This window comes from Streptomyces sp. NBC_00234 (assembly GCF_036195325.1).
GTDB lineage: Bacteria > Actinomycetota > Actinomycetes > Streptomycetales > Streptomycetaceae > Streptomyces.
Map to the genome: position 1 here is coordinate 2,175,615 of NZ_CP108101.1, position 14,331 is coordinate 2,189,945.

At 71.4% G+C, this 14,331-nt stretch carries 16 protein-coding genes and 1 riboswitch; of the genes, 9 read left to right on the forward strand and 7 right to left on the reverse strand.

Features of this window, described 5'->3' with window-relative positions; translation table 11 throughout:
- The first annotated feature begins 179 nt into the window (after positions 1 to 179).
- Together OG230_RS09440 and OG230_RS09445 are read left to right on the forward strand one after the other, a co-directional pair.
- Entirely contained in the window at positions 180 to 797 is a 618-nt protein-coding gene (locus tag OG230_RS09440; protein ID WP_328909696.1) for a DUF4126 domain-containing protein, read from the forward strand.
- 31 nt (positions 798 to 828) lie between these two features.
- Positions 829 to 2,346 (forward strand): phytoene desaturase family protein, encoded by a 1,518-nt coding sequence (locus OG230_RS09445; protein WP_328909697.1) that lies wholly within the window; start codon positions 829 to 831, stop codon positions 2,344 to 2,346.
- Between the two features lie 28 nt (positions 2,347 to 2,374).
- Here the strand turns inward: OG230_RS09445 and OG230_RS09450 are convergent, their stop codons facing one another.
- The 6 genes from OG230_RS09450 to OG230_RS09475 all read right to left on the reverse strand — a co-directional run bounded on the left by OG230_RS09450 (position 2,375) and on the right by OG230_RS09475 (position 7,135).
- A complete protein-coding gene (locus OG230_RS09450) occupies positions 2,375 to 3,280 on the reverse strand; it encodes a hypothetical protein (RefSeq protein ID WP_328909698.1) in 906 nt (301 codons plus the stop codon).
- Between the two features lie 51 nt (positions 3,281 to 3,331).
- Positions 3,332 to 4,249 (reverse strand): methylenetetrahydrofolate reductase [NAD(P)H], encoded by a 918-nt coding sequence (gene metF / locus OG230_RS09455; protein WP_328909699.1) that lies wholly within the window; start codon positions 4,247 to 4,249, stop codon positions 3,332 to 3,334.
- Between the two features lie 109 nt (positions 4,250 to 4,358).
- Entirely contained in the window at positions 4,359 to 5,009 is a 651-nt protein-coding gene (thiE, locus tag OG230_RS09460) for a thiamine phosphate synthase (protein ID WP_328909700.1), read from the reverse strand.
- A 75-nt stretch (positions 5,010 to 5,084) separates the two neighbouring features.
- Complete coding sequence (locus tag OG230_RS09465; RefSeq protein ID WP_328909701.1) at positions 5,085 to 5,450, reverse strand: Rv2175c family DNA-binding protein; 366 nt, start codon at positions 5,448 to 5,450, stop codon at positions 5,085 to 5,087.
- A gap of 70 nt (positions 5,451 to 5,520) precedes the next feature.
- Positions 5,521 to 6,765 (reverse strand): NAD(P)/FAD-dependent oxidoreductase, encoded by a 1,245-nt coding sequence (locus OG230_RS09470; RefSeq protein WP_328909702.1) that lies wholly within the window; start codon positions 6,763 to 6,765, stop codon positions 5,521 to 5,523.
- Positions 6,766 to 6,793: 28 nt separating this feature from the next.
- Entirely contained in the window at positions 6,794 to 7,135 is a 342-nt protein-coding gene (locus OG230_RS09475) for a hypothetical protein (protein WP_328909703.1), read from the reverse strand.
- 71 nt (positions 7,136 to 7,206) lie between these two features.
- A riboswitch (TPP riboswitch) is annotated at positions 7,207 to 7,319 on the forward strand.
- On the opposite strand from OG230_RS09475, the gene thiO reads away from it, so the two are divergent.
- The 6 genes from thiO (at position 7,317) to OG230_RS09505 (ending at position 13,040) form a co-directional block, all read left to right on the forward strand.
- Positions 7,317 to 8,501, forward strand: coding sequence for a glycine oxidase ThiO (gene thiO / locus OG230_RS09480; protein ID WP_328909704.1), 1,185 nt, complete (start codon positions 7,317 to 7,319; stop codon positions 8,499 to 8,501). Its footprint overlaps the riboswitch before it by 3 nt.
- Positions 8,498 to 8,722 (forward strand): sulfur carrier protein ThiS, encoded by a 225-nt coding sequence (gene thiS / locus OG230_RS09485; RefSeq protein WP_328909705.1) that lies wholly within the window; start codon positions 8,498 to 8,500, stop codon positions 8,720 to 8,722. The genes thiO and thiS overlap by 4 nt, the downstream gene beginning before the upstream one ends.
- 3 nt (positions 8,723 to 8,725) lie before the next feature.
- Positions 8,726 to 9,520, forward strand: a complete 795-nt coding sequence (locus OG230_RS09490) for a thiazole synthase (RefSeq protein WP_328909706.1) — start codon at positions 8,726 to 8,728, stop codon at positions 9,518 to 9,520.
- 100 nt (positions 9,521 to 9,620) lie between these two features.
- Positions 9,621 to 11,546, forward strand: coding sequence for a Stk1 family PASTA domain-containing Ser/Thr kinase (pknB, locus tag OG230_RS09495; RefSeq protein WP_328909707.1), 1,926 nt, complete (start codon positions 9,621 to 9,623; stop codon positions 11,544 to 11,546).
- A gap of 6 nt (positions 11,547 to 11,552) precedes the next feature.
- The gene (locus OG230_RS09500) at positions 11,553 to 12,416 is read left to right on the forward strand and encodes a deoxyribonuclease IV (RefSeq protein ID WP_328909708.1); all 864 of its coding nucleotides are present in this window, start codon (positions 11,553 to 11,555) and stop codon (positions 12,414 to 12,416) included.
- Positions 12,417 to 12,485: 69 nt separating this feature from the next.
- Positions 12,486 to 13,040, forward strand: coding sequence for a DUF4396 domain-containing protein (locus tag OG230_RS09505; RefSeq protein WP_328909709.1), 555 nt, complete (start codon positions 12,486 to 12,488; stop codon positions 13,038 to 13,040).
- An 18-nt stretch (positions 13,041 to 13,058) separates the two neighbouring features.
- Here OG230_RS09505 and OG230_RS09510 read toward each other — a convergent pair whose 3' ends face one another.
- The gene (locus tag OG230_RS09510; RefSeq protein WP_328909710.1) at positions 13,059 to 13,691 is read right to left on the reverse strand and encodes a sulfite oxidase-like oxidoreductase; all 633 of its coding nucleotides are present in this window, start codon (positions 13,689 to 13,691) and stop codon (positions 13,059 to 13,061) included.
- Between the two features lie 154 nt (positions 13,692 to 13,845).
- On the opposite strand from OG230_RS09510, the gene bfr reads away from it, so the two are divergent.
- A complete protein-coding gene (gene bfr, locus OG230_RS09515) occupies positions 13,846 to 14,325 on the forward strand; it encodes a bacterioferritin (protein ID WP_328909711.1) in 480 nt (159 codons plus the stop codon).
- Positions 14,326 to 14,331: the final 6 nt, after the last annotated feature.

Here is a 14,331-nt window from a genome sequence, read left to right on the forward strand (position 1 = left end):
GTTCCGCCGCCCCGTGCCGGCGGTCCTGGCGCCTTGCCCCTTCCGTGCTCCACACTCTGCCGTCCGCGCAGGTCAGGGCCTATCCGCACACCTACTCATCTCCCGCACTAGGTACGGATACTCAGGGCTGCGCACCCGACCCCACCCGCGCCGGGCCGCGGCTGGTTACGATCGCGTCCGTGTCCGTACTCCCCCTGGTGTTCACGAGTGGCTGGGCCAGCGGGATCAACGCCTACGCGGTGGTCCTGTTGCTCGGCGTCTTCGGTGCGACCGGTCTCACCGACGAGGTGCCCGCCTCGTTGCAGCGCACCGATGTCCTCGTGGTGGCCGGCGTGCTCTTCCTGTGCGAGGCGGTGGCGGACAAGATCCCGTACGTGGACTCGGCCTGGGACGCGGTGCACACGGTCGTCCGGCCGCTCGCCGGGGCGGTCGTCGCCGCGCTGCTCGCCGGCGAGAGCGGTTCGCTGCCGGAGCTCGCGGCCGGGGCCGTCGGCGGTTCCACCGCGCTGATGAGTCATCTGGTGAAGGCGGGCACCAGGATGGCGGTCAACACCTCCCCCGAGCCGTTCAGCAACATCGCGGTGAGCACGGCCGAGGACCTGGGCGTCGCCGGGATCATCACGTTCGCCATGTTCCATCCGCTGGCCGCGGCGTCCGTCGCCGCGACGCTGCTGGTTCTCGGGATGGCGATACTGGTCTTCCTGGCCTCCCGGATCCGCCGCTTCCTGCGCCGCAGGGCCCAGCGGCGCGAGGAGAGACGCCTGGCCGGAGCGGTGGTGCACCGGCCTCCCGAGTGAGCTGTCGGTGGCACCCCTTAGGGTCACTGACATGGCACGAATTGCGGTGATCGGCGCCGGGACGGGCGCGATGGCGGCGGCGGCCCGGCTGGCCGTGGCAGGCCACCGGGTGACGGTGTACGAGCGGTCCGCGACGTACGGCGGCTCGGTCGGCCGGTATGCCCGTGACGGCTTCGCCTTCGATACGGGGCCGGCTCTGCTGCACCTGCCCGCCGTCTACCGCGACCTGTTCGTGAAGACCGGCAAGGAGTCCCTGGAGCAGTGCGTCACGCTGACCCAGGTGGACCCGGCGAGCCGGCATCTCTTCCCGGACGGCACGGCGGTATCGCTGCCCAACGCCTCGCGGGCCGGCGTGGTCTCCGCCCTGGACGAGGCGCTCGGGGCGGGCGCCGGTGGCCGCTGGGGCGCGTTCATGGACCGGGCCGGGGATGCCTGGGACCGCTCGCGGCGCCCCCTGCTGGAGGAGCCCCTGCGTCCCGACTGGCAGGTCCTGGGCCGCGATCCGTATCCCGCGGTCCGGCAGCGCAGACTGCTGCGGTCCGCCCGGCAGGCGGGGACGGTCGCGGAGATCGGTGCCTGGGAGCTGGCCGACCCCCGGCTGGCAGCGCTGCTCGACGGATACGCCCTGTCGTACGGACTGGACCCTCGCCACGCCCCGGCGAGCGCCGCCCTCGTCCCGTACATGCAGGAGACCTTCGGCAGTTGGTACGTCTCCGGGGGCATGCGCGCTCTGGCCCGCGCGGTGTACGAGCGGTGCCTGGCGCGGCGGGTGACCTTCGTCTTCGGGGCCGAGGTGGTCCGGATCATCGAGAAGGACGGCCGGGCGGCGGGCGTCGAGCTGGCGGACGGCGAGAGCGCCGAAGCCGACCACGTGGTGCTGGGCGCGCAGCCGCGCGCGGAGCTGGTGCCGGGTCAGGCGCTGTGGCAGGACGGGGACGTGGCGGCGCAGCCGCGCCCGGGGAGCGGGCCCGTGCCGGGCCGGTTCCTGGTGATGCTGTCGTTGCGCGGTGCCCGGGAGCCCGGTGCCGTGCACCGGACCGTGGTGCACGGCGCGGACGGGGCGGCGGAGCGGGAGGCCGTGTTCGGGGGCCGGCTCGCCGAACGGCCGACCGTGACGGTGCTGCGGCCCGACGATCCGTCGACCCGTCCGGACGAGGCGCACGAGGCGGTGAGCCTGATGGTGACGGTGGCCCCGCAGGGTCCGGTCGACTGGACGGACGCGGCACTGCGCGAGCGGTACGCGGACACGGTCGTCGGTGTGGCCGACGCGGCCGTGCCCGGCCTGCGGGACCGGGTGATCCGCACGGAGGTGCGGACCCCCGCCGAGACCGCGGCCGACACCGGCGCGGAGGGCGGTTCGGTGCCGGCGCCGGCGCTGGCCGGGGCCGACGGCGCCTGGCTGCACGCGGGCAACCGCACCCGGCTGCCGGGCCTGTATCTGGCGGGCGGCTGGTCGCATCCCGGCGGCGGACTGGCGCACGCCGGGATGTCGGGGGCACTGGTCGCCGGACTCGTCGTGGAGGGTGACGGGTTCCGCGGCTCCCGGTGAGGCCGGGAAGCCCGGACCGGAGGGACCGTCAGTAGCGGTACTGCTCGTTCTGGCCGGTGTCGTAGCCGTTGCCGTACGGGGCGGGCTGTACGGGATCCTGCGGAGGGACCGGCGGATACTGCTCGGCCTCGCGCTGCTGCGGAACCCAGACGCCTCCCGGCGGGGTCTCCGCGCCGTACTGCTGGGGGTAGGGATCGGCGTACTGCTGCTGGCCGCCGTAGCTGTCGTAACCGTTGCCGTAGCTGTCGTACGAGCCGTACGGCGCGGAGCCGCCGGTGGTACCCGTCCCGATGTACGGGTCGGAGTACGCCGCGTAGCTCTGCTGGCCCGTCCCGTAGTCGTACTGCCCCGCGTAGGTGTCCTGGCCCGGGGACGTGCCCTGCGTGGCGTAGCCGTCCTGCCCGGCGTAGGGGTCCTGGGCGGGCTGGGAGTAGTCGGGGTACGGGGCGTAGGCGTCGTACGGGGCTTCGCCGTGCTCCGTCCGCCCGCCGTTCGCTGCGGCGTAGGCGGACTCGGTGTACACGCCGTACTGCCCGGTGTCGTCGGGCAGCGGCTCCGGCGCGTAGACCGCGGCGGGGGCCTCCGGTTCGGGCTGGTACTCCAGGTCGGAGACCTCCAGGGTCGGCTCCCTGGTGGCGGACTGCTCGCTTCCGCCGCGGCGGCGCCGGCTCTCGCCGGGACTGCCGCCTATGGCCCAGCCCGTGGAGAAGCCCCGCCTGAAGGAGAGCGTCACATAGGTCTGGCCGGTCGCGAAGGCGACAGCGCCGAGGGCGATCACCAGCACGGACGGGATCAGCACGCCTATGACCACGAGGAGGAAGCCGCCGAAGGCGAGCAGCCGCCAGCGCAGCCGTGCCTTGTACTGCAGCAGCACCTCACCGAGCAGCCACAGCGCCACGATGCCGAATGCGATGTAGAGGACCGTCCAGCCCACGCCCGCCCCCTCCTGCGGCCACCGCCCCCGGTAGGTGGCGGGTACGGCCGGTCACGACTGCTTGTGCAGTCCGAGATTCTCGTAGATCTCGAGCGTTGCCGTCGAGTTGTTGAGCGTAATGAAGTGCAGTCCGGGGACACCCTCGGAGAGCAACCTCGCGCAGAACTCCGTTGCGAACTCGATGCCAATGGAGCGTACAGCGGCGGGATCGTCCTTGGCGGCGAGGATGCGTTCTTTCAGCGAGGAAGGGAAAGATGCGTTGCTGAGCTGCGCGAACCTTTCCAGCTGCCGGGCACTGGTGAGCGGCATGACCTCGGGAATGATGGGCGTTTCGCAACCCGCAGCGACCACACGGTCACGCATCCGCAGATAGTCCTCCGGATTGAAGAACATCTGAGTGATCGCATAATCGGCACCGGCACGGCACTTGTCCACGAAATGACCGATGTCGGTGTCCCAGTCGGTCGAGCGCGGGTGCATTTCGGGAAAGGCGGCGACGCCGACACAGAAATCGCCGGACTCCTTGATGAGCCGGACGAGGTCGGCCGCGTACCGCACACCGCTCGAGTGCCTGACCCACTCACCCATCGGGTCGCCGGGCGGGTCTCCGCGCACGGCGAGGATGTTCCTGATTCCGGCGTCCGCGTACTGCCCGACCATGTTGCGCAGCTCCGCGATGGAGTGGTCGACGGCGGTGAGGTGCGCGACGGGGGTGAGCGTGGAGTCCTCGGCGATCTGCTGCGTCGCCCTGACCGTCCCGGAGCGGGTGGAACCACCGGCTCCGTACGTCACGGAGACGAAGCTCGGGGCGACCGCCTCGACCCGGCGCAGCGCATTCCAGAGGTTCCGCTCGCCCTTTTCCGTCTTGGGCGCCCAGAACTCGAACGAGTACGAGGTCTTGCCGGTCGCGAGCAGCTCACGCACGGTGCGCGCGTGATCCGTCCTGGTGGAGGGTGTGCCAAGGGCCATACTGGGAGGTTAACCAGGGCTGGGCGGTACCCCAACCAGATCAGGCAATTTGCCCGAATTGAAAGGGGTGTTGTCCACCCTTCGGACAACAACCCGGACAGCGCCCTTCTCAGCTGGCGCGTGCCCTGACGCGCTCGGCGAGGTGGGCGGTGGCCGCGGCCGGATCATCGGCCTCGGTGATCGCCCGCACGACGACGACCCTGCGGGCGCCCGCGTCCAGGACCTCGTCCAGATTGCCCGCGTCGATCCCGCCGATGGCGAACCAGGGGCGCGGCTGGGCGAGCGAGGCCGCGTAGCGCACGAGCCCGAGGCCCGGTGCGTAGCGGCCGGGCTTGGTCGGGGTGGGCCAGCAGGGGCCCGTGCAGAAGTAGTCCACGCCGGGCTCGGCGACCGCGGCGTCGACCTCGGACTCGCCGTGGGTGGAGCGGCCGATGACCACGTCCTGGCCTATGACGGCCCGGGCGGCGGGCACCGGCAGGTCTCCCTGTCCCAGGTGCAGCACGTCGGAACCGATGGCGTGGGCGACATCGGCGCGGTCGTTCACCGCGAGGAGCTTCCCGTGGCGCTTGCACGCGTCGGCGAACACCGCGAGGTGTTCGAGCTCCTCCCCTGCTTCCATGCCCTTGTCGCGCAACTGGACGATGTCCACGCCGGAGCTGAGAACGGCGTCCAGGAACGCGGGGAGGTCACCCTGCCTCTTGCGTGCGTCCGTGCACAGATAGAGCCGGGCGTCGGACAGCAGCGTGCGAGGCGTGGACATGGTGAGGTTCCCCCGTCGGTACGGCGGGGTGCGGGCCGTGTGGCACGGCCCGCACTCCGTGTGCGGTTGTCTCGGTCAGACGGCGAGCGCCTGGGCGCGGCGCTTCACCTCCGTACCGCGATTCTCACTCAGCGCCTGCGCGGGCGTACCGGGCAGGGTCGGGTCGGCGGTGAAGAGCCACTCCAGCATCTCTTCGTCCTTGTAGCCGTCGTCCCTCAGGAGCGTCAGGGTCCCCGCGAGGCCCTTGACCACCTTGTCGCCGTCGATGAAGGCGGCAGGCACCTGGAGTGCCCGGTTCTCACCGCGTCGTACGGCGATGAGCTGGCCTTCCTTGACCAGCTGCCGCACGCGCGTCACCTCGATATCGAGCATTTCCGCGATGTCGGGGAGGTAGAGCCAGGCAGGGACGAGAGCATCGATCTTTGCGTCAATCTCGGTCACAAGGACAAGCGTGCCATCCCGGACTGACAGTCGGTAGCCGGGCCGACCGTAAGGGGGTCACGAGGTGGTGTCAGAGCGTCGCCGATTTGAGCGGTACGGAGGGGTCGGCGGCCCGCTCCGGGTCGACGAGGGCGCCCGATTCGATGAGTTTGCGTCCCTGCGCCAGGTCGCGCGGACGGCCGACTGCCAGCAGGGCGACCAGGGCTCCTTCGCGCAGCCAGCACACCGACCAGGCCGCCTGGGCCGGGTCGCCGCGCCACAGCAGGGTGTCGGCGCCCGCGTGGTGGCCGGCGTACTGCACGAAGCGGTCGAACTGCTCGGACCAGAAGTAGGGCACCGGGTCGTACGGCTGCGGCTGCCCGTCACCGTCGGCGGCGGCGATGGCGGCGGCGACGGTCCGCGGCCCCTGGAGGGCGTTGTCCCAGTGGTGGACGAGCAGGCGTTCGCCGTAGCGGGCGGAGGGGAAGGAGGCGCAGTCCCCGACCGCGTACACGTCGGGCAGCGAACTGCGCAGCGTGCTGTCCGCGGTGACCGAGCCGTCCGGGCCGAGCGCGATGCCCGAGCCGGCCAGCCAGCGGGTGGCGGGCCGGGCGCCGATGCCCACGACCACCGCTCCGGCCGGGATCACCCGGCCGTCCGCCAGGACGACGGCTCCGGGCTCGACCCGGGCCACCCGAGCGCCGGTGAGGAGTTCCGCGCCGCTCTGCGCGTACCAGTGGGCCATGGGGGCGGCGACCTCGGCGGGCAGGGCGCCCGCGAGGGGCAGTCCGGCCGCCTCGACGACGGTGACGGCGCAGCCGGCGGCGCGGGCCGCGGTGGCGAACTCGGCACCGATCCAGCCGGCCCCGACCACCACGATGTCGTGCTGCCGCTCCAGGACCGGCCGCAGCCGTGCGGCGTCGTCGAGGGTGCGCAGGAGGTGGACGCCGGGGACGCCCTCGGAGCCCGGCAGGACGATCGGTTCCGCGCCGGTGGCGAGGACCAGGGTGTCGTACGGAACGGGGCCGTCCGGGGTGTCGAGTTCGTGCGCCCCGGGCCGCAGCCCCGTCACGTCCAGCCCGAGACGCAGGGTGATGTCCAGCGCCTCGAAGTCGACGTCGAAGGCGGAGTCCTCGGCCTTGCCGAGCAGGACCGCCTTGGAGAGCGGCGGCCGGTCGTACGGCTGGTGCGGTTCCGCGCCGATCAGTGTGACGGGCCCGGTGAAGCCCCGTTCGCGCAGGGCCACCGCGGTCTGGACGCCCGCCATACCCGCCCCCACGACCACGAGGTGCCGTGTCCGCCGACCCGCTGCCCGCTGTTCCGTCTGCTCGCTCACCCGTCCACCTTAAACACCTGACGCATCGTCAGGAAGAGACTTCCTCCACGATGCTCGTCCCGCTGCCCTCCTGGGACTCCCACCGCCACCGCTCCGCCAGCCGCACGCGGCCGTCCGGAAGGCCGACGACGGTCGATACGCAGTGGCCCGAGGAGGTCGTTCCGTCGTGCTTCAGCTGGACGTAGCGAAAGTCCAGGACGTCTCCGGCGCGGGTGCCCACCAGATGGCCCCTGAGCACGTCACCACCCGCGTACTCGGCCCAGATCACGCCGTCGCGCTCGTGGTACGTGAAGCGGGTACGGGTGCCGACCTGGCCCGGAGCCTGGTCGGCGACCGGAGAGAGGACGAGTCCGTCGAGCGAACGGGCCACGGCGGTTGCTCCCTTACTGGCTGACTGCGGGTCTTACTGACCACGGGCGACGGGGTTTAGGGTGGCCAACGTAAAACACTCGCGGGAGCCCGGACGCACCGGGCTGAGAGGGAGGCTGGACGGCCTCCGACCGTACGAACCTGATCCGGGTCATGCCGGCGAAGGGAGGGGCTGGAAGCCCATGCGTGCTCAACGGAACGGATGCGACGTCCTCGTCATCGGGGGCGGCATCATCGGACTGGTCACGGCCTGGCGGGCGGCGCAACGCGGCCTGCGCACGGCGGTCGCCGATCCCGAACCGGGCGGCGGGGCCGCCGGAGTGGCGGCCGGAATGCTGGCCGCCGTCACCGAACTCCACTACGGCGAACAGACACTGCTCGGCCTCAATGTCGCGTCCGCCGCCCGCTATCCCGCGTTCGCGGCGGAGCTGGAGGAGGCGAGCGGGCAGGAGATCGGCTTCCGCGCCTGCGGCACCCTGGCCGTGGCGCTCGACTCCGACGACCGCGCCCATCTGCGCGAACTGCACGCGCTGCAGCAGCGTTCGGGGCTGGAGTCCGAGTGGCTCACCGGCCGCGAGTGCCGCCGGCTGGAACCGATGCTGGCGCCCGGAGTGCGCGGCGGACTGCGTGTCGACGGCGACCACCAGGTCGATCCGCGACGGCTGGCCGCGGCGCTGCTGACCGCCTGCGAACGCGCCGGAGTGGTCTTCCACCGGACCTGGACGCGGGAGTTGTCCGTCGTCGGCGACCGTGCCGCCGGAGCGGTGCTCGCGGAAGGGACGGAGCTCTCCGCCGACCAGGTCGTCCTCGCCGCCGGCAGCCTCAGCGGCCGGCTCGCGGGGCTGCCCGACGACGTCGTCCCGCCGGTCCGCCCGGTCAAGGGCCAGGTGCTCCGGCTGACCGTGCCGCCCGCGTACGCCCCGTTCCTGAGCCGGACGGTGCGCGCCGTGGTCCGCGGCAGCCACCTGTATCTCGTCCCCCGGGCGAACGGCGAGCTGGTCGTCGGCGCGACCAGCGAGGAGCTCGGCTGGGACACCACCGTCACGGCGGGCGGCGTGTACGAGCTGCTGCGTGACGCGCACGAGCTGGTGCCCGGCATCACCGAACTGCCCCTCACCGAGACGCGGGCGGGCCTGCGCCCGGCCTCTCCCGACAACGCGCCCCTGCTGGGCCCGACGGCCCTGCCCGGTCTCCACCTCGCCACCGGCCACCACCGCAACGGGGTGCTGCTGACCCCGGTCACCGGCGACGTGATGGCGCACGTGCTGACCACCGGCGAACTGCCGGAGGTGGGCCGCCCCTTCGCGCCGAGCCGTTTCGCCCCCTCCCCCTCCGCCGCCCCCGTGCCTCAGGAGCAGCCCGCATGACCGAGCACCTGTCCGGCCCCGTCCTGATCTCCGTGAACGGGGAACGCCGAGGCGTTCCCCACGACACCCCGCTGGACACCCTCGTGGCGACGCTCACCGCCTCGCACTCCGGAGTGGCCGCCGCCGTCAACGAGACCGTCGTACCGCGCAGCCAGTGGTCCTCCACCGCGCTCGCCGACGGAGACCGCGTCGAGGTCCTCACCGCGGTCCAGGGAGGCTGACCCATGTCCGACGACCTCTTCTCCCTCGCCGGTACGTCCTTCACCTCCCGGCTGATCATGGGGACGGGGGGTGCTCCGAGCCTCGACGTCCTGGAGCGCTCCCTGCTCGCCTCCGGCACCGAGCTGACCACGGTGGCGATGCGCCGGCTGGACCCGACCGTGCAGGGCTCGGTCCTCTCCGTCCTGGAACGGCTCTCCATCCGTGTCCTGCCGAACACGGCGGGCTGCTTCACCGCGGGCGAGGCCGTGCTGACCGCCCGGCTGGCCCGGGAGGCGCTCGGAACCGACTGGGTCAAGCTGGAGGTGGTGGCGGACGAGCGCACCCTGCTGCCCGACCCGATCGAGCTGCTGGACGCCGCGGAGACCCTCGTGGACGACGGGTTCACCGTCCTGCCGTACACCAACGACGATCCGGTGCTCGCCCGGAAGCTGGAGGACGTGGGGTGTGCGGCGATCATGCCGCTCGGCTCCCCGATCGGCTCCGGTCTCGGCATCCGGAACCCGCACAACTTCCAGCTGATCGTCGAGCGGGCCGGGGTGCCGGTGATCCTGGACGCCGGCGCCGGGACCGCCTCGGACGCCGCGCTCGCCATGGAGCTGGGCTGCTCGGCGGTGATGCTGGCGTCCGCGGTGACCCGGGCGCAGGAGCCGGAGCTGATGGCGGGGGCGATGAGGCACGCGGTGGAGGGCGGGCGCCTGGCGTTCCGGGCGGGCCGGATTCCGCGCCGCCACTTCGCCGAGGCGTCGTCCCCGGGCGAGGGGCGTGCCGTGCTGGACCCGGAACGTCCGGCGTTCTAGACGGGGCCCGGAGCGTGTCCCTGTCACGGCTCGGCTGCAGTAGCGCCCCGGAGCTGCCCGGACCGTCCGCCGTGTCAGCGGCGGCTCGTAGACTCGGTGCGTGGATACGACCCTCCAGGACCCCATGATCGGGCAGCTGCTCGACGGCCGCTATCGCGTCGACGCGCGGATCGCCGTCGGTGGCATGGCCACGGTCTACCGGGCCACGGACACCCGGCTCGACCGGGTGCTCGCCCTCAAGGTGATGCACCCGGCCCTCGCGACCGACGCCTCGTTCGTCGAGCGCTTCATCCGCGAGGCGAAGTCGGTGGCCAAGCTGGCGCACCCCAATGTCGTCGCGGTCTTCGACCAGGGCGCCCAAGGGGCGTACGTCTACCTGGCGATGGAGTACGTCGCGGGGTGCACCCTGCGTGACGTCCTGCGCGAGCGCGGTGCGCTCCAGCCCCGGGCAGCCCTGGACATCATGGAGCCGGTCCTCGCGGCCCTCGGTGCCGCGCACCGCGCGGGCTTCGTCCACCGCGACATGAAGCCGGAGAACGTCCTGATAGGGGACGACGGCCGCGTGAAGGTCGCCGACTTCGGTCTCGTACGGGCGGTGGGCACCGTCACGGAGACCACCGGATCGCTCCTGGGCACCGTGTCGTATCTCGCACCCGAACAGATCGAGCACGGCACCGCCGACACCCGGGCCGATGTCTACGCGTGCGGTGTCGTGCTCTACGAGATGCTGACCGGCAGCAAGCCGCACACCGGGGACACCGCCGCCCAGGTCATCTACCAGCACCTCAACGAGGACGTCCCGGCGCCGTCCGCGGTCGTCCCGGGGCTCCCGGTGGAGCTGGACTCCCTGGTGGCGAGCGCCACCGCCCGCAACGCCGAGGTGCGCCCGCAGGACGCGGTGGTGCTGCTGGCCGAGACGCGCGAGTGCCGGGCCGCCCTCACCGACGAGCAGCTCGACGCGTCGCCCCCGCAGGCCCGCAGCGACGAGCACGACGGCGCCGACGACCGTACGAGCGTGATTCCGCGCGTACTGCCGCCCGGCCAGGGCACCGCCCACCACACCAGCCGGCTGGAGATGCCGCCCTCGCTGCCGCCGCGGCGGCACGGGACCGGCAGGCGCGGCCCCTTCGGAGCGGGCCCCCGACGCGGGATAGTCGCCGCGCTCGCCGCGGTCCTGCTGGTGCTGGGCGTCGGCACGGGCGTCTGGTACATCAACTCCGGGCAGTTCACGCGTGTCCCCTCACTGCTGGGCCAGACCGAGAAGTCCGCCCAGCAGCGGCTGGCGGACGCGGGTCTCGACGTGAAGGGCATCGACCGCGCCTACAGCGACACCGCCGCCCGCGGCACGGTGATGAGCAGCGACCCGGGTTCCGGCGAGCGGATCCGCGGGAACGACTCCGTGCGGCTCGTCGTCTCCCGCGGTCCCGAAATGGTGGACGTGCCGGATGTCGAGGGCATCACGCTCGCCGATGCCCGACGTGCGCTGAAGGAAGCCGGCCTGGTGCCCGGGATGGTGACCCGGGAGTTCAGCGAGGACGTGGCGCGGGGCGAGGTGGTCCGTACGGACCCCGAGGCCGGCACCGAGCGCCACTCCGAATCGGCGGTCGCCCTGGTGGTCAGCAAGGGCAGCCCGGTCGACGTTCCCGATGTCACCGGCCTCTCGGTCGACGACGCCACCGCCGCGCTGCGGGAGGCGGGGCTGAAGGCCGAGGTCCTGCCCGGCCGGGTGAATTCCGCCGAGGCCGCCGGCGACATCGCCGAGCAGACGCCTGCCGACGGCGCGGAGGCGGCCGAGGGCGACTCCGTCGAGCTCACGGTCTCCAAGGGGCCGCGGATGCTCGATGTCCCGGACGTCACGGGCAAGGACGTCGACGAGGCCAGGAGCACACTGGAGGAGGCGGGGTTCGAGGTCGAGGTCGACCGGCCGTTCCTGTCCTTCAGCGACACCATCGAAAGGCAGTCCGTCGAAGGCGGCGAACAGGCCGCCGAGGGCTCCACGATCACGATCAGGACCAAGGGACTGTAGATCCACATGCGAAACCCGGTAGGCGCGCACGTCCCGGTGGCGGGCGGCCTCGCCAAGGTCGGCCTCGAGTACGCCCGCGAGCTGGAGGCGGAGGCCGTACAGGTCTTTGCCGCCAATCCGCGCGGCTGGGCGACCCCGCCCGGCAATCCGGCGCAGGACGAGCTGTTCCGCGCCGAGTGCGCGGCCGGATCGGTCCCGGCGTACGTCCACGCGCCGTATCTGATCAATTTCGGCTCGCACACCGAGGCAACGGTGGAGCGGTCCGTGGAGTCGCTGCGCCACTCCCTGCGCAGGGCGAGGGAGATCGGCGCGCTGGGCGTCGTGGTGCACACGGGGTCGGCGACCGGCGGGCGGCCTCCCGCGGAGGCCCTCGCGCAGGTGCGCCGGTACATGCGGCCGCTGCTCGACGAGCTGACGCATGACGACGACCCGTTCCTGCTGCTGGAGTCGACGGCGGGGCAGGGCTTCTCGCTCTGCTCGCGGACCTGGGACTTCGGCCCGTACTTCGAGGCGCTGGACTCCCATCCCAAGCTGGGCATCTGCCTGGACACCTGCCACATCTACGCGGCGGGGCACGACCTGACCGGCCCCTCGGGCATGCGCCGGACCCTCGATCTCCTGGTGGACACCGTCGGCGAGGGCCGCCTGAAGCTGATCCACGCCAATGACTCCAAGGACGTGGTGGGAGCGCACAAGGACCGGCACGAGAACATCGGCGCCGGTCACATCGGGGCGGAGCCGTTCCGCGAGCTGTTCTCGCACCCGGCGACCGACGGCGTACCCCTGATCATCGAGACCCCCGGCGGCAAGGCGGGGCATGCGGCGGATGTGGCCCGGCTGAAGGAGCTGCGCGGTCCCGTGCCCGCTTGAGGAATACCCCAGGGGGGTATACGGTTCCTGTTGTCGGCAGGAACCGCTATCCGGCTTTGGGGGAACACCATGCAGCACGACAACCGCACGCACGACACCGCCGGGCACGAGGCGCACACCGGACACGGCCCCGCGGCGCACGACGCGCACGCCGGCCACGCCCACCACGGCGGCGGTACGGACGGCAAGGTCAGCTGGGCCATGGCCGCCAAGGCCACGCTGCACTGCCTCACCGGCTGTGCGATCGGCGAGATCCTCGGCATGGTGATCGGCACCGCCCTCGGCTGGAGCAACATGCAGACGATGGTGCTCGCGATCATCCTGGCGTTCTTCTTCGGTTACGCGCTGACCCTGCGCGGCATCCTGAAGGCCGGCGTCGACTTCCGTACGGCCTTCCGGGTCGCCCTCGCCGCCGACACCCTCTCGATCGCGGTGATGGAACTGATCGACAACGGCGTGATCGCTCTGTGGCCGGGCGCCATGGACGCCCACCTGGCGGATTCGATGTTCTGGATCGTCCTGGCCATCGCGCTGGCCGCCGCCTTCGTCATCACGGTCCCGGTCAACAAGTGGATGATCGGCCGCGGCAAGGGCCACGCCGTGGTGCACCAGTACCACCACTGAGGCGCGGAGACCCGCAGGTCAGAGCTCGGGGCCGTCCCCGGGCTCCTCCTGGTAGGAGTAGCGCTGCTCGCTCCACGGGTCGCCGATGTTGTGATAGCCGCGCTCCTCCCAGAAGCCGCGGCGGTCGGCGGTCATGTACTCGATGCCGCGGACCCACTTGGGGCCCTTCCAGGCGTACAGGTGGGGCACGACCAGCCGCACCGGGAAGCCGTGTTCGGCGGTGAGCAGTTCGCCGTCCTTGTGGGTCGCGAACACGGTGCGGTCCGCCGCGAAGTCGGCGAGGCGGAGGTTCGAGCTGAATCCGTACTCGGCCCAGACCATCACATGGGTGACATTGGGTGCGGGCGGAGCGAGTTCCACGATGTTACGGGCGAGGACCCCGCCCCATTCGGCGCCGACCATGCTGAATTTCGTCACGCAGTGCAGATCCGCGACGACCGAGGAGAACGGCAGGGCCGTGAACTCCTGGTGATTCCAGCAGCGCTTCTCGCCGTCCGCGGTGGCTCCGAAGACCCTGAACTCCCAGCGGTCCGGCTTGAACTTGGGAACGGGCCCGTAGTGGGTAACCGGCCAGCCGCGCTGCAGGCGCTGCCCCGGCGGAAGCTCGGACTGCCCTGATTCGCTGTATTCCCGGCTTTCCGGCTGACCCATGCCTCCATGGTGACAGACAGGCAGGGGTGGTCATGACCAGGGCAGAGTCGATTCGGGCAACTCGTACTAAGCGTGCACTTACTGGACGACCGGGGAGCGCAGTGCGAGGATGCGGCCAACTTGCCCAGTACACCGGTTGGAAGGAGCCTCTGCGATGCAGGGCGACCCCGAGGTCCTCGAGTTCCTGAACGAACAGCTGACCGCCGAACTGACTGCCATCAACCAGTATTTCCTGCATGCAAAGATGCAGGACAACTTCGGCTGGACGAAGCTCGCCAAGTACACCCGGGCAGAGTCGTTCGACGAGATGAAGCATGCCGAGATTCTGACCGACCGCATTCTGTTCCTCGACGGCCTGCCCAATTACCAGCGGCTTTTCCATGTCCGGGTCGGCCAGACGGTCACCGAGATGTTCCAGGCCGACCGACAGGTCGAGGTGGAGGCGATCGACCGCCTCAAGCGGGGCATCGAGCTGATGCGCAACAAGGGCGACATCACGTCCGCAAATATTTTTGAGTCCATCCTGGCGGACGAAGAGCACCACATCGACTATCTCGACACCCAGCTGGAACTGGTCGAGAAGCTCGGCGAGCCGCTCTACATCGCACAGCTGATCGAGCAGCCGGAGAGCTGATCCGGG

Excerpts from the sequence above, each read along its gene's own strand:
- OG230_RS09445 (WP_328909697.1), top strand. The coding sequence starts at position 829 with ATGGCACGAATTGCGGTGATCGGCGCCGGGACGGGCGCGATGGCGGCG.
- metF (WP_328909699.1), bottom strand. The coding sequence starts at position 4,249 with ATGGCCCTTGGCACACCCTCCACCAGGACGGATCACGCGCGCACCGTG.
- thiE (WP_328909700.1), bottom strand. The coding sequence starts at position 5,009 with ATGTCCACGCCTCGCACGCTGCTGTCCGACGCCCGGCTCTATCTGTGC.
- thiO (WP_328909704.1), top strand. The coding sequence starts at position 7,317 with ATGCGTGCTCAACGGAACGGATGCGACGTCCTCGTCATCGGGGGCGGC.
- thiS (WP_328909705.1), top strand. The coding sequence starts at position 8,498 with ATGACCGAGCACCTGTCCGGCCCCGTCCTGATCTCCGTGAACGGGGAA.
- OG230_RS09490 (WP_328909706.1), top strand. The coding sequence starts at position 8,726 with ATGTCCGACGACCTCTTCTCCCTCGCCGGTACGTCCTTCACCTCCCGG.
- OG230_RS09500 (WP_328909708.1), top strand. The coding sequence starts at position 11,553 with ATGCGAAACCCGGTAGGCGCGCACGTCCCGGTGGCGGGCGGCCTCGCC.
- OG230_RS09505 (WP_328909709.1), top strand. The coding sequence starts at position 12,486 with ATGCAGCACGACAACCGCACGCACGACACCGCCGGGCACGAGGCGCAC.
- OG230_RS09510 (WP_328909710.1), bottom strand. The coding sequence starts at position 13,691 with ATGGGTCAGCCGGAAAGCCGGGAATACAGCGAATCAGGGCAGTCCGAG.
- bfr (WP_328909711.1), top strand. The coding sequence starts at position 13,846 with ATGCAGGGCGACCCCGAGGTCCTCGAGTTCCTGAACGAACAGCTGACC.